This is a genomic window from Micromonospora rubida, assembly GCF_009908295.1.
Classification (GTDB): Bacteria; Actinomycetota; Actinomycetes; order Mycobacteriales; family Micromonosporaceae; genus Micromonospora; species Micromonospora rubida.
The window spans coordinates 80,089-102,331 of sequence record NZ_JAAALO010000006.1 but is presented as its reverse complement, the minus strand read 5'-3'; the positions used below and the strand labels follow the sequence as shown (position 1 = coordinate 102,331).

The 22,243-nt window shown below is 72.6% G+C and carries 15 protein-coding genes and 2 pseudogenes; 10 read left to right on the top strand and 7 right to left on the bottom strand.

The features are described from left to right. Positions 1-75: 75 nt before the first annotated feature. Positions 76-1,944: a translational GTPase TypA gene (gene typA, locus GVV04_RS22315; RefSeq protein WP_161690059.1), complete on the bottom strand. Its 1,869-nt coding sequence runs from the start codon at positions 1,942-1,944 to the stop codon at positions 76-78. Between the two features lie 585 nt (positions 1,945-2,529). Next, on the bottom strand, positions 2,530-4,668 hold the full coding sequence (locus GVV04_RS22305; RefSeq protein ID WP_161690058.1) for an MMPL family transporter: 2,139 nt from the start codon (positions 4,666-4,668) through the stop codon (positions 2,530-2,532). Between the two features lie 172 nt (positions 4,669-4,840). On the opposite strand from GVV04_RS22305, the gene GVV04_RS22300 reads away from it, so the two are divergent. Beyond that, positions 4,841-5,356: a MarR family winged helix-turn-helix transcriptional regulator gene (locus GVV04_RS22300; protein ID WP_161690057.1), complete on the top strand. Its 516-nt coding sequence runs from the start codon at positions 4,841-4,843 to the stop codon at positions 5,354-5,356. A gap of 234 nt (positions 5,357-5,590) precedes the next feature. Further along, a complete protein-coding gene (locus GVV04_RS22295; RefSeq protein WP_161690056.1) occupies positions 5,591-6,460 on the top strand; it encodes a hypothetical protein in 870 nt (289 codons plus the stop codon). A gap of 98 nt (positions 6,461-6,558) precedes the next feature. Here the strand turns inward: GVV04_RS22295 and GVV04_RS22290 are convergent, their stop codons facing one another. Further along, positions 6,559-6,762 (bottom strand): cold-shock protein, encoded by a 204-nt coding sequence (locus GVV04_RS22290; protein WP_161690055.1) that lies wholly within the window; start codon positions 6,760-6,762, stop codon positions 6,559-6,561. A gap of 192 nt (positions 6,763-6,954) precedes the next feature. On the opposite strand from GVV04_RS22290, the gene GVV04_RS22285 reads away from it, so the two are divergent. Next, complete coding sequence (locus GVV04_RS22285) at positions 6,955-7,638, top strand: class I SAM-dependent methyltransferase (protein WP_161690054.1); 684 nt, start codon at positions 6,955-6,957, stop codon at positions 7,636-7,638. 105 nt (positions 7,639-7,743) lie between these two features. Here GVV04_RS22285 and GVV04_RS22280 read toward each other — a convergent pair whose 3' ends face one another. After that, positions 7,744-8,397: an MBL fold metallo-hydrolase gene (locus tag GVV04_RS22280; protein ID WP_161690053.1), complete on the bottom strand. Its 654-nt coding sequence runs from the start codon at positions 8,395-8,397 to the stop codon at positions 7,744-7,746. A 4-nt stretch (positions 8,398-8,401) separates the two neighbouring features. Next, entirely contained in the window at positions 8,402-9,118 is a 717-nt protein-coding gene (locus GVV04_RS22275; protein WP_161690052.1) for a maleylpyruvate isomerase family mycothiol-dependent enzyme, read from the bottom strand. 178 nt (positions 9,119-9,296) lie between these two features. On the opposite strand from GVV04_RS22275, the gene rsgA reads away from it, so the two are divergent. From rsgA to GVV04_RS22260, 3 genes are all read left to right on the top strand, one after another. Further along, positions 9,297-10,349 (top strand): ribosome small subunit-dependent GTPase A, encoded by a 1,053-nt coding sequence (rsgA, locus tag GVV04_RS22270; RefSeq protein ID WP_161690051.1) that lies wholly within the window; start codon positions 9,297-9,299, stop codon positions 10,347-10,349. 350 nt (positions 10,350-10,699) lie between these two features. Further along, positions 10,700-13,645 carry an excinuclease ABC subunit UvrA gene (uvrA, locus tag GVV04_RS22265; RefSeq protein ID WP_161690050.1) on the top strand — a complete coding sequence of 982 codons (2,946 nt, stop codon included), beginning with the start codon at positions 10,700-10,702 and terminating at the stop codon, positions 13,643-13,645. Positions 13,646-13,866: 221 nt separating this feature from the next. Further along, the gene (locus tag GVV04_RS22260) at positions 13,867-14,352 is read left to right on the top strand and encodes a Rieske (2Fe-2S) protein (RefSeq protein WP_161690049.1); all 486 of its coding nucleotides are present in this window, start codon (positions 13,867-13,869) and stop codon (positions 14,350-14,352) included. Between the two features lie 50 nt (positions 14,353-14,402). On the opposite strand, the gene GVV04_RS22255 is transcribed toward GVV04_RS22260, so the two are convergent. Further along, a complete protein-coding gene (locus GVV04_RS22255; protein ID WP_161690048.1) occupies positions 14,403-17,588 on the bottom strand; it encodes a penicillin acylase family protein in 3,186 nt (1,061 codons plus the stop codon). A 233-nt stretch (positions 17,589-17,821) separates the two neighbouring features. On the opposite strand from GVV04_RS22255, the gene GVV04_RS22250 reads away from it, so the two are divergent. Then, positions 17,822-19,168, top strand: coding sequence for a jacalin-like lectin (locus GVV04_RS22250; RefSeq protein WP_161690047.1), 1,347 nt, complete (start codon positions 17,822-17,824; stop codon positions 19,166-19,168). 9 nt (positions 19,169-19,177) lie between these two features. Then, entirely contained in the window at positions 19,178-21,145 is a 1,968-nt protein-coding gene (uvrC, locus tag GVV04_RS22245; protein WP_161690046.1) for an excinuclease ABC subunit UvrC, read from the top strand. Positions 21,146-21,220: 75 nt separating this feature from the next. Here uvrC and GVV04_RS22240 read toward each other — a convergent pair whose 3' ends face one another. Continuing rightward, on the bottom strand, positions 21,221-21,562 hold the full coding sequence (locus GVV04_RS22240) for a hypothetical protein (protein ID WP_407938826.1): 342 nt from the start codon (positions 21,560-21,562) through the stop codon (positions 21,221-21,223). Here GVV04_RS22240 and GVV04_RS34470 point away from each other — a divergent pair. Together GVV04_RS34470 and GVV04_RS22230 are read left to right on the top strand one after the other, a co-directional pair. After that, positions 21,563-22,096 (top strand): annotated as a pseudogene (locus GVV04_RS34470) (Scr1 family TA system antitoxin-like transcriptional regulator); the annotation flags it as partial. Further along, a pseudogene (locus GVV04_RS22230) lies at positions 22,087-22,215 on the top strand (DUF397 domain-containing protein); the annotation flags it as partial. The pseudogenes GVV04_RS34470 and GVV04_RS22230, both read left to right, overlap by 10 nt. Between the last annotated feature and the right edge of the window lie 28 nt (positions 22,216-22,243).

Genomic DNA, 22,243 nt, shown 5'->3' with positions numbered 1-22,243 from the left:
TGCGCCGGCGGACCGGGTGCGGGGCGGGCCGGGAGGTGGTCCCTCCCGGCCCGCCCCGCGTGTCGTGCTCGGCGGTCAGCCGGTGTGCTTGCGGCGGGCGGTCGCGCGGGCACGCTGCGTCTGGTCGAGGACGACCTTGCGGATGCGCACGGATGCCGGGGTCACCTCGACGCACTCGTCCTCGCGGCAGAACTCCAGGGCCTGCTCCAGGGACAGCTTGCGCGGCGGGATCAGCTTCTCGGTCTCGTCGGAGGAAGAGGCCCGCATGTTGGTGAGCTTCTTCTCCTTGGTGATGTTGACGTCCATGTCGTCGGCGCGGGAGTTCTCCCCGACGATCATGCCTTCGTACACCTCGGTGGTCGGCTCGACGAAGAGCTGGCCGCGCTCCTGAAGGTTGATCATGGCGAACGAGGTGACCGCGCCGGACCGGTCGGCGACGAGCGAGCCGTTGTTGCGGGTGCGCAGCTCGCCGAACCACGGCTCGTAGGACTCGAAGACGTGGTGCAGGATGCCGGTGCCCCGGGTGTCGGTGAGGAACTCGGTGCGGAAGCCGATCAGGCCGCGCGCCGGGACCAGCCACTCCATCCGGATCCAGCCGGTGCCGTGGTTGACGAGCTGCTCCATCCGGCCCTTGCGGGTCGCGAGGAGCTGGGTGATCGCGCCCAGGTATTCCTCCGGCGCGTCGATGGTCAGCCGCTCCACCGGCTCGCAGGTCTTCCCGTCGATGTCCCTGGTGACCACCTGCGGCTTGCCGACGGTCAGCTCGAAGGACTCGCGGCGCATCTGCTCGACCAGGATCGCCAGGGCCAGCTCGCCACGGCCCTGCACCTCCCAGGCGTCGGGCCGCTCGGTGGGCAGCACCCGCAGCGAGACGTTGCCGATCAGCTCCTTGTCGAGGCGGTCCTTGACCATCCGGGCGGTGACCTTGGCGCCCTTGACCCGGCCGACCAGCGGCGAGGTGTTGGTGCCGATGGTCATGGAGATGGCCGGCTCGTCGACGGTGATCAGCGGCAGCGCAACCGGGTTCTCCGCGTCGGCGAGGGTCTCGCCGATCATGATCTCCGGGATGCCGGCGACCGCGATGATGTCGCCCGGTCCGGCCGACTCTGCCGGCCTGCGCTCCAGGCCCTCGGTCATCAGCATCTCGGAGATGCGGACCCGCTGGTTGGTGCCGTCGGTGCGACACCAGGCGACGGTCTGGCCCTTGGCGATGGTGCCCTGCCGGACCCGGCACAGGGCCAGCCGGCCGAGGAACGGCGAGGCGTCGAGGTTGGTCACGTGCGCCTGCAACGGCGCGCCCTCGTCGTACGCGGGCGGCGGGATGGTGTCCAGCAGGGTGCGGAACAGCGGCTCCAGGCTGGTGCTGTCGTCGGGGACCGAGCCGTCGGCGGGCTGGGTGAGCGAGGCGATGCCGTCGCGGGCGCAGGCGTAGACGATCGGGAAGTCGATCTGCTCCTCGTCGGCGTCCAGGTCGAGGAAGAGCTCGTAGGTGTCGTCCACGACCTCCTTGATCCGGGCGTCGGGGCGGTCCACCTTGTTGATCACCAGGATGATCGGCATCCGGGCCCGCAGCGCCTTGCGCAGCACGAAGCGGGTCTGCGGCAGGGGGCCTTCGCTCGCGTCGACGAGCAGTACCACGCCGTCGACCATGGTGAGGCCCCGCTCCACCTCGCCGCCGAAGTCAGCGTGCCCGGGGGTGTCGATGATGTTGATGGTGACCGGGTCGGAGCCGTCCGCCGGCAGGTACCGCACGCCGGTGTTCTTGGCCAGGATGGTGATGCCCTTTTCCCGTTCCAGGTCCCCCGAGTCCATCACCCGCTCGGTCGTCTCACCGCGGGCGCCGTAGGCGCCGGCCTGCCGCAGCATGGCGTCCACCAGGGTGGTCTTGCCGTGGTCGACGTGGGCGATGATGGCGACGTTGCGGAGGTCGGTGCGAAGCTGCATGGGTTCCATCCTCCCGCCTGCGCGGATCAGGGGCGGCGTCGGGGTCACCCCGACGCTTCCCGGATCTGTGCCGAAACCGCTGTTGCCCTGCTTATCCCGGCTGGCATGCTGGCCGCCGTGATCCCGGGGCTGTCGTGCACGATCTGCTGAACTCGGTGCGGGACCTGCCGCCCCTGCTGGTCTAACCTGGCCGCCGCGGCGATCGTGGCCGGCGAGACCGCCGTGATCGTCGGGCTGCTGGTGCCAGGGGAGGCGACCCTGCTGCTGGTCGGCTTCCTCACGTACACCGGTGCCCTTCGGTTGGGACCGGCGCTGCTGGTGATGATTGTCGCAGCGGTGGCCGGCGACGCGGTGGCGTTTCGGGCGGGTCGCCGGTACGGGCCCCGGCTGCGAGCCTCGGGGCTGGGCGCCCGGGTGGGGAAGCGCACAGGGCGACGCCCGAGGAGGCGCCGCCGGCGGTCGCGGGCGGGGTGCGGCCGGGCCGCTGCGCCGGTCTGGGGCAGCGACCCGGCACGGGGTAGGGCCGGGGGCGGGAGGGTCCCCGGGAGGCCGGACCGGGAGGGGCCGGGAGGCCGGGGCGGACGGTCAGTCGCGGGTGGCGGTCGGTTCGGCGGGCCCGCGATCATGGTCCGCCGGAGCGTCCTCGGGCGTCCGGTCGATCCGGCCCGGCCACCAGAAGCGGTCACCGAGCATGAACGCGAGCGCCGGCACGAGCACCGTGCGGACCAGCAGGGTGTCGAGCAGCACCCCGATGCACACGATGATCCCGATCTGGGTCAGCGTGATCAGCGGCAGGACGCCGAGGACGGCGAAGACCGCGGCGAGCAGGACGCCGGCGCTGGTGATCACGCCGCCGGTGACGCGCAGCGCCGACAGCATGCCGTCGCGGGTGCCGGTGCGCCGGGCGTCCTCGCGGGCCCGGGTGACCAGGAAGATGTTGTAGTCCACGCCGAGGGCCACCAGGAACACGAAGGCGAGCAGCAGGACGCCGCTGTCCAGCGCGGGGAAGCCGAGGACGTGGTCGAACAGCAGCCACGCCGCGCCGAGGCTGGCGAAGAACGACGCGATGACGGTGAGCACCAGCAGCAGCGGCGCGACCAGGCCGCGCAGCAGCAGCACGAGCACCGCGCCGACGAGCAGCAGGATGATCGGCAGGATCAGCCACAGGTCCTTGGCGTCGGCCTTGTCGGAGTCGTAGGTGGCGGCGACCGTGCCGCCGACCACGGCGCCGGTGAACGGGTTGGTGCCCTCGACGGCCGGCGGCGCGGAGCCGGGGACCGCGGCGACGGCGTCCCGTAGCGCCTCGACCGCCCGGTCCGACGCGGCGGTGCCCGGCTCGGCCTCCAGCACCACGTCGACCTGGGCGACGGTCGTGCCCGCGTCCCCCGGCCGGGCCGAGGCCACGCCGGGGACGCTCGTGGCGGCGTCGGTGACGGCCGCCACGGCGGCGGGGGTGGTGAGCACGGCGACCGGCTGGGTGGTGCCGGCGGGGAAGGCCTTCGCGAGGGTCTCCGCGCCGGCCACCGCCTCGGGCTTCACCCGGAACTGTTCGGTCTCCGACAGCCCGGTGCGGATGCCGAGCCCGCCGAGGGCGAGGCCGGCGAGCAGCAGCGTCGCGAGGGCCGCGACCGGCACGGGCCGGCGGACGACGGCGTCGCCGAGCCGGCCCCAGAGCCGGCCCTCGCGTACGGGACCGCCGACCCGGGGCACGAACGGCCAGAACAGCCCCCGGCCGAAGATCACCAGCACGGCGGGGAGGAGGAACAGCGCCGACAGCATGGCGAACACCACGCCGGTGGCGCAGGCCACGGCGAGGGCCCGGTTGGTCTCCTGCTCCGACAGCAGCAGGGTGAGCACGCCGAGGACCACGGTGCCGCCGCTGGCCAGGATGGGTTCGGCGGTGCGTCGCAGGGCGGCGCGCATGGCGGCGAAGCGGTCCTCCTCCCGGCGCAGCTCCTCCCGGTATCGGGCGATGAGCAGCAGGGCGTAGTCCGTGGCGGCACCGAAGACCAGGACGCTGGCGATGCCGGTGACCTGGCCCTCCTGGAGGTGGATGCCGAAGGCCGGGACGATGGTGTCCACGGCGCGCAGGGTGAGTTGCTCGGTGGCCGCGACGACGACGAGCGGCACGATCCACAGGAACGGGCTGCGGTAGGTGATGAGCAGCAGCAGGGCGACGACGCCGGCGGTGACGGCGAGCAGCGTGATGTCCGCGCCGTCGAAGACCTTCGTCAGGTCCGCGGTGAACGCCGGCCCGCCGGTCACCTCGGCGGTGAGCCCGTCGGGCAGGCCGTCGAGGGCCGCGCGGAGGTCGGCAACCGTCGTCACGACGTCGTCCTGGCCGCCGGCGGTGGACAGCGGGACGGCGACGAGCGCCACGGTGCCGTCCGGGGAGGTCTGCGGCGGGCTGACCCGCCCGCCGACGGCGAACCGACCCAGCTCGCCCGAGATGTTGGTGACCGCGGCGCGGTCCGGCTCGGTGAGCGGCCTGCCGTCCGAGCGGCTGACGACGACGATAGCGGGCTCGACGCCGCTGGAGGGAAGCTCCTCTTGGAGCCGCTCGACCTGGGTCGACTGCCATTGCACCGACAGTCCGGTGGACGAGACGGGGGCGGGGTTGTCCGGCTCAGGGAACCCGAAGACGGCTGCGCCGAGGACGATCGCGACGGCCACGGTGATCCAGGCGGCGAGCCGGCCCCGGGCGACGCGGGTGAACACAGACATCGGATTTCCTCAGGGTTGCCGGGACGGGGTCCCGGGTACGGCGGTGCGGCTCGACGGGCATGGGATTTAGCGCGTTTGTCGAGTATCTCGACAGGCGAGATTATCCGCCGAACATCTATGCTGCAACCGGGACCACAACGGCAGGGGAAGGGGTGGAGTGACGCAGCACGGCATGTATCGACGGCGCGACAGCCAGCGCGACCAGCTCGTCGCCGAGATCGCCAACGAGCTGCGCCAATACTCCGTCGACGCCCAGCACATCGGGCACGCCTTCGCCGGGCTGCACGGGCTCAACCCCACCGACCTGCACGCCCTGATCGCCGTCATGGACGCCGAGCTGCTCGGCACGCCGCTCACCCCGGGGCGGCTGGGTGAGCAACTCAACATCTCCTCCGGCTCGGTCACCGCGCTGGTCGACCGGCTGGAGCGGGCCGGCCACATCCGCCGGGACCGGGACACCGCCGACCGGCGCAAGGTGTTCCTGCACTACGCCGACCGGGGCGCCGCGTTGGCTATGGAGTTCTTCCAGCCGCTGGGCCGCCGGACCGACCGGGTGATGGCCGACTTCAGCGACGCCGAGCTGGAGATCGTGCACCGCTTCATGACGACGATGGTCACCGCGATGCGGGAGTACCGCGACGCCGTGCGGGCCGCCCGCCCCGACCCCCCCCGCCGCCCGGCCGGCTGACCGCCCACCCGTTGTCGCGCCGAGCGCGACCGGCCGACCCCGCCGCGACATCTCCGCCCGGTTGGGCGGATCGTTGCCCTATTCGAAAAACATGCCTCTGACCTGGCAAAACACCGGAAGGTCCGGCTACTTTCGAGTCACCTGCCCGACGCCGTGCACCCCGGCCGGGCTCACGTCGACCCAGCGCCACGGGTCACCGCCGCCCGGCCTTCCCGCTACCGGAAGGGGGGCGCCATGACCCGGGCCCCGACGAACCTGTTGGCCGTCCGAAGTCTCCTGCTGGCCCATCTCGACCTCGATCCCGCCGCCACCCGACCGCAGGACCTGGAACCGGCCGAGGTCGGCATCGTCGGCGACGCAGGCCACGTCGGGGGCTACCACTGCGGCTCCGACCGGGTGATCACCGGCGACTACTCGGTGGTCGAGTCGCCCCGGGACGCCGCAGGGCTCACCCTCGACGCCTCGGCGCTGGATGTCGGCGGGTTCTCCGTCACCTCGGGCGGAGACGTCCACAGCCTGCGTTCCTTCTCCGCCTGGTGCGTCGCGCAGTGCGTCGCCGGGGCGGACGACACCCTGGACATCCGCGAGATCATCTACTCCCCGGACGGGATCACGGTCCGGCGGTGGGACCGGCTCGGGCGGCGAACCACCGGCGACGCGAGCCACCTGTGGCACACCCATCTCAGCTTTTTCCGCGACTCGACCAAGGCGGGCCGGGACCAGACCCCGCTGTTCCGCCGCTACCTGACCACCATCGGTCTCCTCAAGGAGGACGACATGAGCGCCCAGGCCGAAAGCCAGATCAACAGCCTCTTCAACGCCGTGTTCAACGGCGGGTCAAGCATGGGCCGCCGGGTCGACCCGGACGGCCCTGGCCCCAGCCCGGAGTCCAACAGCGTCGTGGCCAAGCTGGACTACACCATGTACCGCCTCGACGCCGCGCTCGCGCAGCTCACCATCCTGTCGGGCAAGGAGCTGGCCGACGAGCCGGCGATCGTGGCCGGAGTGCTCGCATCGCTGACCCCGGAGAAGATCGCCGCCGCCCTGCCGCCCAGCCTGGCCCAGCAGGTGGCCGACGAGATCGCCCGGCGGTTGGCGGCTTGAGCTTGGCCGGCGGCGGCGCCCGTGAGGCGGGCGGTTCCGAGCCGGCGCGCGCTGTGACGGCGGCCGGGTCAACCCGGCCGCCGCCACCGGCACGAAGGCTAGATCGGACGGACGTTGTCCGCCTGCGGGCCCTTCTGCCCCTGGGTCACGTCGAACTCGACCTTCTGGCCCTCATTGAGTTCCCGGTAACCGCTGGACGCGATGGCCGAGTAGTGGACGAACACGTCCGGACCTCCGCCGTCCTGCTCGATGAAGCCGAAGCCCTTTTCCGAGTTGAACCACTTGACCGTGCCGGTAGCCATGCATCTCTCCCTGTTCAAAGCGGGAGACCACCGACCGCTGGCCGATGATCGCCCTGTACCTCCCCGACAGTAACTGGCGAAACCCCGATCCGCTGGTCGAAGTGCCGTAGGTCGGCCGGCAAAAAAAACTCACACCGGCCACGCCGGGGGGAAAGCCGCCCGGAGATCGGGCCGCTCGGGCATGCTTGCCCGGTGAAAGGACCCGCAGCCGCCGTGCTGTCTGAGCTGGAACGCGAGGTCGACGCGCCCGGGGATGGGCTGGACCGGCTCCGGCTCGTCGCCACCCCCTTCGTCCCCGAGGTACGGCTGCACCTCGCCGAGGACGCCATCGTCTGGTGGGCCCGGATGGAGGCCGCCTCCGGGCACGCCCTGCCGGCGCCGTACTGGGCGTCGGTCTGGGCCGGCGGGCAGGCCCTCGCCCGGCACCTGCTCGACAACCCCGAGCTCGTCGCCGGTCGCCGCGTGCTGGACCTGGCCGCCGGCTCGGGCCTGGTGGCGATCGCCGCCGCGCTGGCCGGCGCGTCCCGGGTCGTGGCCAACGACATCGACCCGTACGCCGTGGCCGCCGTCATGCTCAACGCCCGGGCCAACCGGGTCACCGTCGCCGCCACCGGCGAAGACCTGCTCGACTCCGCTGCCGACGACGTGGACCTGCTGGTCGCCGGGGACGTCTTCTACGACGAGGAACTGGCCGAGCGGATGCTGCCGTTCCTGCGCCGCGCCGCCGCCCGGGGCAGTCACGTACTGGTCGGTGACCCCGGCCGCGGCCACCTGCCCCGCAACCGGCTGGACCTGGTGGCCAGCTACCAGGTGCCCACCACCGAACCCGCCGTCGACACCCCGGTGCGCCGCGTCGAGGTGCTCAGCCCTCGCTGACGCGAACCCGTCCCGGTTGCGCTTTTCCGCAATCGCAGGCGAGCGCAGGAAAGGAAACGCCCGGAGCTGGCGAAAGCCAACCCCGGGCGTCGTGAGACACGTTCGCTACCAGCCGCGTGCGCGCCACTGGGGCAGCGACGGGCGCTCCGCGCCGAGGGTGCTGTCCCCGCCGTGCCCCGGGTAGAACCACGTCTCGTCCGGCAGCCGGTCGAACAGGCGGTGCTCCACGTCGTTGAGGAGCTGACCGAAGCGCTCCGGGTCCTTGTCCGTATTGCCCACCCCACCGGGAAAAAGCGAGTCCCCCGTGAACAGGTGCGGGGTGCCGGCCGGGTCGCGGTAGAGCAGGGCGATCGAGCCCGGGGTGTGCCCCCGCAGGTGGATCACCTCCAGCTCGCGGTCGCCGACGGTCACGGTGTCCCCGTCGGCGAGGGTGTCCGCCTCGATCGGCAGGCCGGCGGCGTCGTCGGCGTGCACCAGCGGCCGGGCGCCGGTCTTGGCGACCACCTCCTCCAGGGCCACCCAGTGGTCCATGTGCTGGTGGGTGGTGACCACGGTGGCCAGGCCGGCGTCGCCGACCAGCTCCAGCAGCCGGGGGGCCTCGTTGGCGGCGTCGATCAGCAACTGCTCGCCGGTGCCGGTGCACCGCAGCAGGTAGGCGTTGTTGTCCATCGGCCCCACCGACATTTTGGTGATGGTGAGCCCGTCGAGTTCGCGTACGGCCGGCGCGTCGCCGGGGCTGACGTCTCCGCTGTAGGTCATGGTGCTACATCCATTCGGGTGGGTTCGGCAGGGGACCGTCGGGGGCGACGGCGAGCGTCTCGCCGGCACCGCGGCCGGTCAGCCAGGCGGCGAGTTCGGGGGCGGGGCCGGTGATCGTGGGCGCCGTCGCGCGGTCGCCGACGACCAGCTCGTGGTGGCTGCCGTCGAAGCGCAGCACCATCGCCGGCGCGTCGGGCCGGGCGGACAGGCCGGTCGCGACCTCGTGCAGCAGCCGCTGGGCGAACGCCTCCGGCCAGTCGGCCGGGCGGTACCCGGTGGCCAGGTCCACGTGGTGCACCTCGATCTCGCGCAGCCGCCCCCAGACCAGCATGGCGGCCGGCCACGGGCCGCGTCGCGTCTGCACCGTGGCCGCCCACGCCTCGACCGGCATGGCGGCGACCGCCTCGGCGAACCGCTCCGCCGACCGGCGCAGGTCGTCCAGGTGGGCGGCGGGCGGCCGGGACGCGCCGGCGGAGATGTCGGCGTCGCGGGCCGCGCCGCTGGCGTACATCGGGATGCGTTCGCCGGTGCGGGCGGCGGTGAGCAGGTTGACGAACCCGTCGGCGTTGCGGGCCAGGTGGGTCAGCACGTGCCCCCGGGTCCAGCCGGGCAGCAGGCACGGCGCGGCGACGCCCGCGTCGTCGAGGGCGGCCGTGGTGCGGAACAGGCGGGCCGTGGCGTCGTCGAGGTCACCGGTCAGCAGCAGCGGATCAGCGGTCACGATCCGACCCTAGCGGTCCGCTTCCTCGGCGTCGCCGTGGAAATCGCTTTCGGCGCGTCGGCCCGCCCCCTACCGTCGGCGTCGTACGCGGCACCCGGGACGTCGGAGGAGGTGGTGCCCATGCCGGTCGTAGCACGCGAGTCGCGCCACCGTTCACCCCGACACCGGAGAGGTTCCGATGACCATCGACCTGACCGCCCTCGGCTGGGACGCCGAGCGGGCAACCCACGTACGTAACCGCACCCACCAGCGGCCGGGCCGGGTGGCCCGGGTCGACCGCGGCGTGTGCACCGTGCTCGGCGCCGACGGCCCGGTCCGCGCCACCCTGGGCGCGGCGGTGCTGGCCGCCGCCGCCAGTGATCTGACCCGGCTGCCCTGCGCGGGGGACTGGGTGCTCCTGCACACGTGGCCGGACGGGCCGGTCACCGTGGAGGCCGTGCTGCCCCGGCGCACCGCGCTGGTGCGCCGCACCGCCGGCAAGGACGCCAGCGGGCAGGTGCTCGCCGCCAACCTGGACGCGGCCGCCGTCGTCGAGCCGGTGCACCCGGAGCCGGACGTCGCCCGCATCGAGCGGCTGCTCGCCCTGGTCCACGAGTCGGGCGCCACCCCGCTGGTGGTGCTCACCAAGGCCGACCTCGCCGCCGACCCGGCGGCGATCGCCCGGCAGTTCGCCGGGGTCGCACCCGGGGTGCCGGTGCTGCCGGTCAGCGCCGAGCGGGGCGTCGGCCTCGACCCGCTGCGCGCCCACGTCGGCCGGGGCCGCACCCTGGCCCTGCTCGGGCCGTCCGGCGCCGGCAAGTCGAGCCTGGTCAACGCCCTGGCCGGGGCGGTGGTGATGCCGACCCAGGCGATCCGCCGGGTCGACGGCAAGGGCCGGCACACCACCACCTGGCGGGCGCTGGTCCCGGTCCCCGGCGGCGGCGCGGTGCTGGACACCCCGGGGGTGCGGGCGGTCGGCCTGCTCGACGGCGCGGTCGGGCTGGACCGGGCCTTCGCCGACATCACCGAGCTGGCCACCGACTGCCGGTACGCCGACTGCGCGCACGACGCCGAGCCGGGCTGCGCGGTCCGCGACGCCCTCGCCGCCGGCGAGCTGACCGCCCGACGGTACGACAGCTGGCGCAAGCTGCAACGGGAGGTGGCCTTCGAGACCCGGCGCCGGGAGACCCGGCTGGCCGCCGAGCGCCGGGGCGGCTGGCGCGGTGGGCGCCGCCGGACGGGCCGACCGTGACGCAGGGTGTCCCCACCGCCGCTCCGCCCGCGCGGGTGTGGTGACGGAGGGTTGCTGCGACGTCGCCCCGCGCGCTCTGGTGGGCCGGGCGGCGCGGGGGTGACCGGGCGTGGCCGTGGTCGGTGTCACGCCGTCGCCGGGGGCCGTCCGCAGGGCGGGGCGGCGATCCGGCACAGCCGGCGTGAGCTGGGGGAATGTGCGGGCGCGGGAAGTTGTCGTACCTCGGAGCTAGAGTTGCCGAGGCGCTTCTTCTGCGCCCGCACCACCGCTCAGGGCCGTCCCGGAAGTCCCCGGACCGCCCCGGAGCGGACAGATCCTCCTTGCCTTCTTCTCCCGGGAGTACACGGACCGTGGCCGACCGTCTGATCATCCGTGGCGCGCGCGAGCACAACCTGCGTGACGTCAGTCTCGACCTGCCCCGGGACGCCCTGATCGTCTTCACCGGGCTCTCCGGCTCCGGCAAGTCGAGCCTGGCCTTCGACACGATCTTCGCCGAGGGGCAGCGCCGGTACGTGGAGTCCCTCTCCTCGTACGCCCGGCAGTTCCTCGGCCAGATGGACAAGCCGGACGTCGATTTCATCGAGGGGCTCAGCCCCGCCGTGTCCATCGACCAGAAGTCGACCTCGCGCAACCCGCGCTCGACCGTCGGCACCATCACCGAGGTCTACGACTACCTGCGGCTGCTCTATGCCCGGGTCGGCGAGCCGCACTGCCCGGTCTGCGGCGAGCGGATCTCCAGGCAGAGCCCGCAGCAGATCGTCGACCGGGTGCTCGCGATGGCCGAGGGCACCAAGTTCATGGTGCTCGCCCCGGTCGTGCGGGGCCGCAAGGGCGAGTACGTCGACCTGTTCGCCGAGCTCCAGGGCAAGGGATACGCCCGGGCCCGGATCGACGGCGTGGTGCACCCGCTGACCGAGCCGCCGAAGCTCAAGAAGCAGGAGAAACACACCATCGAGGTGGTGATCGACCGGCTCACCGTCAAGCCCAGCGCCAAGCGGCGGCTGACCGACTCGGTCGAGGCCGCGCTCGGCCTCTCCGACGGCCTGGTGCTGCTCGACTTCGTCGACCTCGCCGAGGACGATCCCGACCGCGAGCGCCGCTACTCCGAGCACCTGGCCTGCCCCAACGACCACCCCCTGGCGATCGAGGACCTGGAGCCCCGGGTCTTCTCCTTCAACGCCCCGTACGGGGCCTGCCCCGAGTGCACCGGCCTGGGCACCAGGAAGGAGATCGACCCGGAGCTGGTCGTCCCCGACCCGGAGCGCAGCCTGCGCGAGGGCGCGATCCAGCCCTGGTCCACCGGGCACAACCTGGAATACTTCCTGCGCCTGCTGGAGGCCCTCGGCGAGGCCGAGCACTTCGACGTCGACACGCCGTGGCGGGCCCTGCCGGCGCGGGCGCAGAAGACCATCCTGCACGGCTCCGGCGACCAGGTGCACGTGCGCTACCGCAACAAGTTCGGCCGCGAGCGCTCCTACTACACCGGCTTCGAGGGCGTGGTGCAGTGGATCGAGCGCCGGCACACCGACACCGAGTCGGAGTGGTCGCGGGAGAAGTACGAGGGCTACATGCGCGACGTGCCCTGCGCGGCCTGCGGCGGGGCCCGGCTCAAGCCGGAGGTGCTCGCGGTCACCCTGGCCGGCAAGAGCATCGCCGAGGTCTGCAACCTGTCGGTGGGCGAGTGCGCCGAGCTGCTGGCCGGCATCGAGCTGACCGACCGGCAGAAGATGATCGCCGAGCGGGTGCTCAAGGAGATCAACGCCCGGCTGAAGTTCCTGCTCGACGTCGGGCTGGACTACCTCTCCCTGGACCGCCCGGCCGGCACCCTCTCCGGCGGCGAGGCGCAGCGCATCCGGCTGGCCACCCAGATCGGCTCCGGCCTGGTCGGCGTGCTCTACGTGCTCGACGAGCCGTCCATCGGCCTGCACCAGCGGGACAACCACCGGCTGATCGAGACCCTGGTCCGGCTGCGCGGCCTGGGCAACACGCTGATCGTGGTCGAGCACGACGAGGACACCATCCGCGCCGCCGACTGGATCGTCGACATCGGCCCGGGCGCGGGCGAGCACGGCGGCCGGATCGTGCACTCCGGCTCGGTGCCCGCCCTGCTGGACAACCCGGAGTCGGTCACCGGGGCGTACCTGTCGGGGCGCAGGGAGATCCCGACGCCGGGCCGGCGCCGGCCGCAGACGCCGGAGCGGGAGCTGGTGGTGCACGGCGCCCGCGAGCACAACCTGCGCAACCTCACCGTGTCGTTCCCGCTGGGCCAGCTCATCGCGGTCACCGGGGTCAGCGGCTCGGGCAAGTCGACGCTGGTCAACGACATCCTGCACGCGGTGCTGGCCAACCAGATCAACGGGGCCCGGCACGTGCCGGGCCGGCACACCCGGATCACCGGCCTGGAGCACGTGGACAAGGTCGTCGGCGTCGACCAGTCGCCGATCGGCCGCACCCCGCGCTCCAACCCGGCCACCTACACCGGGGTCTGGGACCACGTCCGCAAGCTGTTCGCCGAGACCACGGAGGCCAAGGTCCGGGGGTACGGGCCGGGCCGGTTCTCGTTCAACGTCAAGGGCGGCCGGTGCGAGGCGTGCTCCGGCGACGGCACGATCAAGATCGAGATGAACTTCCTGCCCGACGTGTACGTCCCGTGCGAGGTCTGCAAGGGCGCCCGGTACAACCGGGAGACCCTGGAGGTGCACTACAAGGGCCGGACCGTCTCCGACGTGCTGGAGATGCCGATCGAGGAGGCGGCGGAGTTCTTCTCCGCCATCCCGGCCATCCACCGGCACCTCAAGACGCTGGTGGACGTGGGCCTGGGCTACGTCCGGCTGGGCCAGCCCGCGCCGACGCTGTCCGGCGGCGAGGCGCAGCGGGTCAAGCTCGCCTCCGAGCTGCAGAAGCGCTCCACCGGTCGGACGGTGTACGTGCTCGACGAGCCGACCACCGGGCTGCACTTCGAGGACATCCGCAAGTTGCTGATGGTGCTGGAGGGCCTGGTCGAAAAGGGCAACACCGTGATCACCATCGAGCACAACCTCGATGTGATCAAGACGGCGGACTGGCTGATCGACATGGGCCCCGAGGGCGGCCACCGGGGCGGCAGCGTGCTGGCCACCGGCACCCCGGAGGAGGTCGCCGAGGTGCCCGAGAGCCACACCGGCCAGTTCCTGCGCCAGGTGCTCAGGCTCGACGGCGACGCCAAGGGCGCCAAGGCGGCCACCGGCCGGGCCGCGAAGGCCAACGGCACCACCCGCGCCCGGCCCGGCCGGAAGGCCACGGCCGGGGCGCGCTGACCCCTGGCCGGCTCCGGGCCGGCGACGTATGCGGCGACCCGAGGACCCGGACCCGGCCGAAGGTGAGCGACGCGGCGGTCTCCCGGCGACGGGCACCGCCGCGTCGCGGACCCGGAGCGATCACGGTGGTCTATTCGTTGAACCGGCAGGCGCCGTGATCCGTGGACAGCGGGTACGGCCGCGGATCGTGACGGCGGCGGCAGTCGACAGAGAGGCCAGACATGAGTGACGAGCAGGCGCAGACTCCTCCGGGCACGCAGACACGCCGTGCCCTCCTCGCCGGTGCCGGTGCGGTGGGCGCGGCGGTCGTCCTGTCGGCCTGCGGGAGCGACGACGACACCGACGGCGGCCCCGCCCCGACCAGCGGCGGCCCGGGCGCGACCGGCGCGGGCGACGCCGAGGGCGGCAACCGGGACTCGTCCGCCCCGCTGGCCCGCACCGCCGACATCCCGGTCGGCGGCGGCGCGGTGTACGCCAGCAAGGGCGTGGTGATCACCCAGCCCGAGGCCGGCACGTTCAAGGGTTTCGACCCGATCTGCACCCACCAGGGCTGCCCGGTGTCGAACGTCGACGGCGGCACCATCAACTGCACCTGCCACAACAGCAAGTTCTCCATCACCGACGGCTCGGTGAAGCAGGGCCCGGCGACGAAGCCGCTGGCGGCCAAGGAGATCAAGGTCGACGGCGACCAAATCACCCTCGTCTGACGACGACGGCGGCCGGCACGGATGATCCGTGCCGGCCGCCGTCGCGGGGGTCAGCGGGCGTACACCGACATCTCCCACAGCGAGAAGCCGTACTCGGTGCCCCGGGTCAGGCCGCGCATCCGCACGTACCGGGCGTTTCCGGCCGGGAACGCCGCCACGTCGGTGCCGCCGTCGCCGGCCGTGGTCGACCAGGCCGTACGCCAGGTCGTCCCGTCGGCGGACACCTCGATCCGGTACGACCGGGCGTACGCCGCCTCCCAGGCCAGCACCACCCGGCCCACCGCTCGGACGGAGCCCAGGTCGACGGTGAGCGTCTGGTCGTCGTCGCGGGAGCTGGCCCACCGGGTGCCGAGGTCCCCGTCGACCGCCTTGCTCGCGGGGTAGAGGAACTGGGTGCTCGACGCGGTCGCCGGCCGTCCGGCGGCGAGGTTGGTCACGTCGTCGCCGCGCTTCGCGGGGAACGAGACCACCTGCTGGTAGGTGGGCCGGTTCTGCCAGGCGATCGTGGCGTGCTTGATCCCGCCCAGCGGCGACTGGATGATCGCGTCGGCGCACCACTGGTCGCCCGCCGAGCAGGTGGCGTCGCCGGGGTAGACCTGGGCGGCCGGGGTGGCCGCCGCGCCGCGCAGCGTGTCGAGCAGGACCTGCCGGCAGCCGGCGAGGGTTCCGCCGCCGCAGTACGTGCGGCCGAGGCCGCCGGCCACCGGGTCGCCGAGCACCGAGCGCAGGTCCTTGTCGACGTACCCCCACCAGCCGTACTGGAACGACGAGCCCTTGTGCGACTGGGCCTCGGAGGGGGACTCGTCGATCTGGAGGGTGTTGACCAGCGCCTGGTAGAGGTCCGGGCCGAGCGGGGCGGAGAACATCCCCCGCACCAGCAGCGGCCACCAGGCGTCGAAGGTGCGGATCGCGTCGGCGTGCTGGTACACCTTCGAGCCCTTAACCGTCTCCACCCGCAGCGCGCCGGCCTGCCGCCACGCCTTCAGCCGGCTGATCTCGGCGGCCAGGGCGGTGTCGCCGACGGGCTGGCTCTCCAGCACCCGGATCAGCTCGTCGAGCACCTCGGCCCCGCGCAGGTCGGTCAGGCCGGCCTGCTCCACGAGGCTGGTCAGCGACGCCCGGTCGAACTTCTTCCCCGTCGCGAGGGCCGCCTTGAGCGGCCGGTCGAGCAGGTTGCCCCGGTGCACGGCGCCGAAGCTGAAGTTGCCGTCGGCCCCCCCGAAGTCCTTGGCCTGCTTGTTGTTCCAGCTCACGTAGTAGTCCTGGTCGACCGAGCCGGGGTGGGCGGCCAGCGGGGCGTACGTCGCGGTGTTCGTCGCCGGCTGGTAGCCCTGCCACTCGTACGCGGCGTCGGCCTTCATCGGCAGGTTCGGGTTCGACCCGGTGGCGCGCATCGGGTTGAGCCCGGAGTTGAAGTACGCCGACTGGGTGGAGTTGACGTAGAACCAGTTGAACGCGTACTCGACGTTGTTCGCCGAGGCGGTGAAGGCGTCGGCGGAGCCCATCTGGGTCGGGTCGTTGAACATCTGGAAGCCGATCGCGGAGTCGGCCTCGTGTCGGTAGGTGGAGCGGAGCTGGGTGAAGGCGTGCGGCTTGCCGCCGACGGTCCCGCGCCAGGCGACCAGGCCGAGCTTCGTCCGCCAGGCGGTGAGCTTGTACGACCCGGCGGGCGTGCTGTCGGCGGTCGTCGGGTTCCACTTGTTGGTGTGCGCGAGCTGCTCCATCGCCAGGCACTGGCCACGGTAGAGGTAGCGGGTGCTGGCCAGGGTGGGCGCGCTGCCGTCGGTGGTGCACAGCGGCACCGCGTACGTGTCGGTGATGTCCTGGGTCGCCGAGGTGGCGCTCCAGGCGTAGTCCTGGCCCCGGCCGAGCAGCACGTAGAGGTTCAGGCCGGCGAACGCGGCGCCCCGGGCGCTGATCCCCGGGCCCTGCAACTCCTGGATCATCAGTAGCTGCGGGGAGAAGTAGCCGGTCTGCGGGCCGAACACGGCGACCGGGTGACCGGTCGTGGAGTTGGCGCCGGAGACCAGGGCCGCGTTGGACATGCCCCGGTGCGCCGGGTCGATGGTCAGCCCGGACAGCGCGGCGGCCAGCTCGGAGCCCCTGCCGGCGGTGGTGGTGGCGGAGCCGGTGGGGTCGGTGAAGACCGGTTCGACCTTCGCGGAGCCGGCGTCGGGCAGCGCCACGCTGGCCGCGTCCGGGGAGGCGTTGCCGTACGGGAAGCTCTGCCCGTTGTGCAGGGTCAGCACCGTCTCGGGGTCGTTCTGGCTGCGGAAGGCCGTCCACACCTTGTCGCCCTCGACCGGGCCGTACTTGGCCCGGGCGGCGATGCGGACCAGCGCGGACTGCATCTCGTTGCCGCCCCCGCCGCCGAACAGGCCGCCGACCACGCCGGCGATGGCGATCAGGTCGGTCATCCGGAACTGCTCGGGGCCACCCTTGTTGGTGATCGCGTCGAGGTGCCCGGTCAGCACGTACTCGCCGGGGCAGTTGCGGTTGGCCATGCAGACGCCGATGTAGGCGTTGATGCCGGCGATGTACTCCTGCACGTCGGTGTAGAGCTGCTCGCCGCGCGGGCCCTTCGTGCGCAGCGCGTCGACCTGCGCCTGGAGGTCGGCGTCGGTGTAGGGCGAGTTGCGCCAGACGCTCTGCTCCAGGGCCCGGTTGCCCGGCGACCCGCCGGCGAACGGGGTGAGGGTCCCCCGGCCGACGTGGCGCAGCAGGTCCATGGTGAACAGCCGGTCCTCGGCGCCGGCGTACCCGGCGCCGTACATGGTGCCGCCGCGGGTGGCGCCGGTGACGTGCGGGACGCCGGTCGCCTTGTCCCGCAGGATGCGTACGTCGGAGCGGGGCGAGTAGTCGCGCTCGACCTGTCCGGCCGGGACGCCGAAGGAGGCGTCGTTGAAGAAGTTGCCGATCTGCTCCTCGCGCAGCCCGGCGTAGCCGTAGACCAGGTCGGAGTACTTGCCGAGCTGGTCGGCGGAGTGCTTGGGCAGGGTGCCCAGCGTCTGGTTGGCGAGGATCTCGACGAGGGTGGCGTTGCCGTTCTGGCCGGGCGGCACGATGTCGCCGCACTCGCCCAGGCAGTAGTCGTTGGCGGCGAACGTGGCGGCGGCGGTGGTGGCCGGCGCGCCCACGGCGGGGGATGGGGTGGGGGAGGCGACGAGTAGGGCCGCGACGCCGACGGCGGCGGTCGCGCCGGCCAGCAGGCGGCGCGTGGTGGTGGGACGGGACATGGTGATCCTCCGGGGGGATGGGGATCAGGGCACGGGACGGGTGCGGATCATTACATGAAGAACATTCAGTTACCGGATGGTAATCTCCACGCCCCGATATTGGAAGATGCCAATCCTTGTATCGGCTGCCCGTTGCCCTTGGTTGTTGAGCCGTCCGGATTCATTCGATAGTCTTCGATCCCTCCGAGCCGCTGTCGGCCGGACCAGGTCCCGCCGTCGAGAAGGGACATCGGATGAGATCCGCCCGCCTGCTCGCCCCCGTGGCGCTGCTCGCCGCCCTGCTGCCCCCGTCCGCGCCCGCCGTCGCCGCGCCCGCCGCAGCATCCGCGGCCCCGTCGGCCGCCGTCACGTCCGGCACCTTCTCGGTGCTCACCTACAACGTCGCCGGCCTGCCCGAACCGCTGTCCGGCAGCAAGCCGGCGGTCAACACCCGGCCCATCGGCGAGCGGGTCAACGCGTACGACATCGTGCACGTCCAGGAGGACTTCAACTACCACGCCGACCTGTACGCCACCGACCGGCACCCGCACCGCACGCCGACCAGTGGCGGGGTTCCCATCGGCGACGGCCTCAACACGATGTCCAACTACCCGGTGTCGGACTTCGTCCGGGTCAAGTGGAGCAAGTGCAACGGCTTCGACTGCCTCACCCCGAAGGGGTTCAGCCGGTCCCGGGTCCGGCTCGCCGAGGGCGCCTTCGTGGACCTCTACGACGTGCACACCAACGCCGGCACGACCGAGGCCGACTTCACCGCCCGCCGGTCCAACATCAGCCAGCTCTCCGCGTACGTCGCGGCGAACTCCGCCGGCAACGCGGTGATCGTGATGGGCGACCTGAACTCCCGCTACACCCGGGTCGGCGACAACGTCCGCGACCTGGTGTCCGCCAACGGCCTCACCGACGCGTGGGTGCGCCAGGAGCGCGGCGGGGTTCCTCCGGTGCTCGGCAGCCCGGCGTTGACCTGCGACCCGGCGAACGTCACCAACGCCTGCGAGGTGGTCGACAAGATCCTCTACCGGGGCAACCGGCTGGTCCGGCTCGGCCTGACCCGCTACCACAACGAGCACGCCCGGTTCCTGGACCCGGCCGGCGACCCGCTGTCCGACCACTACCCGCACGCCGCCTGGTTCACCTGGGCCCTCACCGACGGGCTGCGGGCCAGCGACACCTGGGGCGGCCCGGATGGCACCCCGTTCACCGACGCCGACCGGGTCGGACCCCGGGTCACCGCCGTCTCGCTGCGCGGGGGCGCCCGGCTCGACCAGGTCGGCGTCGGCCTAGCCGGCGGCGCCACCCTCACCCACGGCGGCACGGGCGGCAACCCGGCCACCCTCGCCCTGGCCGAGGGCGAGCACGTCACCCAGGTCACCCTCACCCAGGGGAAGAAGGACGGCAAGGTGCGGATCTTCTCCGCCCGGTTCACCACCAACCTGGGGCGCACCCTCTCCGGCGGCACGCCGACCTCGGACGCGGTGACCTTCACCGCCCCGCCCGGCGGCCGGCTCGTCGGCTTCTTCGGCCGCTCCGGCAGCGAGGTCGACCAGCTCGGCGTGATCTGGGCTGTCGGGGCCGGCGGCTAGTCTCGGAGTGTGGCTGACCCCTCGACCTACCGCCCCGCGCCCGGCACCATCCCCGACTCCCCGGGGGTCTACCGGTTCCGCGACGGCACCGGCCGGGTGATCTACGTCGGCAAGGCGAAGAGCCTGCGCAGCCGGCTCAGCTCCTACTTCGCCGACCTGTGGGGGCTGCACCAGCGCACCCAGCAGATGGTCACCACCGCCGAGTCGGTCGACTGGGTCACCGTCGGCACCGAGGTCGAGGCCCTCCAGCTCGAATACACCTGGATCAAGCAGTACGACCCCCGGTTCAACGTCCGCTACCGCGACGACAAGTCGTATCCGTACCTCGCCGTCACGGTCGACGAGGAGTTCCCCCGGTTCCAGGTGATGCGCGGCGCCAAGCGCAAGGGGGTGCGCTACTTCGGGCCGTACTCGCACGCCTGGGCCATCCGCGAGACGCTCGACCTGCTGCTGCGGGTCTTCCCGGCGCGCACCTGCTCGGCCGGCGTGTTCAAGCGCGCCGGCCAGGTGGGCCGCCCCTGCCTGCTGGGTTACATCGGCAAGTGCTCCGCGCCCTGCGTGGGCAGCGTCTCCGCCGAGGAACACCGGCGCATCGTCGACGGCTTCTGCGACTTCATGGGTGGGCGCACCGACACGATGGTCCGCCGGCTCGAACGCGAGATGACCGAGGCCAGCGAGGCGCTGGAGTTCGAGAAGGCCGCCCGGCTGCGCGACGACGTCGCGGCCCTGCGCCGGGCCATGGAGAAGCAGACCGTGGTGCTCGGCGACGGCACCGACGCCGATGTCGTCGCGTTCGCCGACGACCCCATGGAGGCCGCCGTCCAGGTCTTCCACGTCCGCGACGGCCGGGTCCGGGGCCAGCGCGGCTGGGTGGTGGAGAAGACGGAGGACCTGACCGCCGGCGACCTGGTCCACCACTTCTGCACCCAGGTGTACGGCGAGGAGCAGGGCGAGGCCGACGTGCCCCGCGAGCTGCTGGTGCCCGCCCTGCCCGCCGACGCCGACGCGCTGGCCGACTGGCTGTCGGGCCGCCGGGGGAGCCGGGTGTCCCTGCGGGTGCCGCAGCGCGGCGACAAGCGGTCCCTGCTGGAGACGGTGGAACGCAACGCCAAGGACGGCCTGGCCCGGCACAAGCTCAAGCGCGCCGGCGACCTGACCACCCGGGGCCAGGCCCTCGACGAGATCAGCGAAGCGCTCGGCATGCGCACCGCGCCGCTGCGCATCGAGTGCTTCGACATCTCCCAGATCCAGGGCACCGACGTGGTGGCCAGCATGGTCGTCTTCGAGGACGGCCTGCCCCGCAAGGGCGAGTACCGCCGGTTCATCGTCCGGGGCGCCACCGACGACCTGTCCGCCATGTCGGAGGTGCTGCGCCGCCGCTTCGCCCGCTACCTCGACGCCCGCGCCGAGACCGGCGAGATGGGGGAGGAGACCGCCTCCGACCCGGACCGGCCGGGCATCGACCCGACGACCGGCCGGCCACGGAAGTTCGCGTACCCGCCGCAGTTGGTGGTGGTCGACGGCGGCGCGCCGCAGGTCGCGGCGGCGGCCCAGGCCCTCGCGGAGCTGGGCATCGACGACGTGGCGCTGTGCGGCCTGGCCAAGCGGCTGGAGGAGGTGTGGCTGCCCGACGACGAGTTCCCGGTCATCCTGCCGCGCACCTCCGAGGGGCTCTACCTGCTGCAACGGGTGCGCGACGAGGCGCACCGCTTCGCCATCACGTTCCACCGGCAGCGCCGCTCCAAGCGGATGACCGAGTCCGCGCTGGACAACGTGCCCGGCCTCGGCGAGGTGCGGCGCAAGGCGCTGCTGCGCCACTTCGGCTCGCTCAAGCGGCTCGCGGCGGCCTCGGCGGAGGAGATCACCGAGGTCCCCGGCGTCGGCCGGCGCACCGCCGAGGCGATCACCGCCGCCCTCAACCCCGACGCGGGCCCACCGCCGGCCCGGCCCGACGCGGCGGGCGACAGCTCGTCGTAGGAGGGGCCGGACGCGGTGGTGTGGCGTCCGCAGCCAGGCTCACGGCGCGTTGGGGTGGGGCGCTGACCTGCGGCCTCATCGGATCTGCTCCGGTGCCCCGAACTGGCGGCACGGCAGCGGCAGGTCAGCGCCCCGGCTCGCCGTCCCCGTCGCCCCAGCGCAGGCCGCCGATGCCGGCCGCGCTGTGGAATCCGGGTGTCCCGTGACGTCCATGCAGACCTCGCTGTCGGGGCCGATCCGGCCGCAGAACACCGGCTCGACGTGGTTCCAGGCATCGGCCCGCGACAGCAACGCGGCGCTCGCGGGCAGCTCGGGGCGCAGGATCGTCAGCCCCTCCGCGTAGACGACCGCCTGGTCCCGGGCCTCCCGCAGGTCGGTCGCCAGGTAGTTCAGGTGCAGGGTCCAGCGCCGGGGCATCTGGTACGCCCCGGCGGGCGGCCCGTTGCGGCCCGACCGCCGCTCGCGCTCCGTCGTGTAGCGGGTGGCCAGGGAGTTGACGTACGAGGAGAGGTCGTCCGGCTTCGCCAGCGCGTGGGCGATGGCGGCGCCGAGGAGGTCGCCAAGATCCTCGGCTGGCACCGGACCAAGGTCATTCGCTTCGAACTCGGGCACTCCCGGGTGATGCCCAAGGACCTGCCGCCGCTGCTCGACCTCTACGACGCCGCAGAGGAAGAGCGGGAGTCGCTGACCGCGCTGCTGCGGCAGTCCCGGCAGAAGGGTTGGTGGAGCGCGTACGGCGACGTGCTGCCGGACGACTACGTCGGCTTCGAGGCGGAGGCCACGTCGATTAGCGCGTTCGAGAGTCTGTACGTGCCTGGCCTGTTGCAAACTGAGGAGTACGTCCGAGCGATCGTCAAAGCGGGGCGCAGCACCGCCGACGAGGATGAGATCGATCGACGTGTAGCAGCCCGCCTCAGCCGCAAGGTCCTTCTCTCACGGACGAGGTGGCCGAGCTGTCCTCCGTCCTGGCGGTGCGGGACTCCAAGGATCCGGCGGGGCCGGCGCTCCTCTTCGGTCGGGACGCCTGGTCGTCGTTCGTCGTCGGACTGCGGCGCGGCCCGCACGCCTGACGCCCTCGGCGAGTTGGCCGTGGCCCTG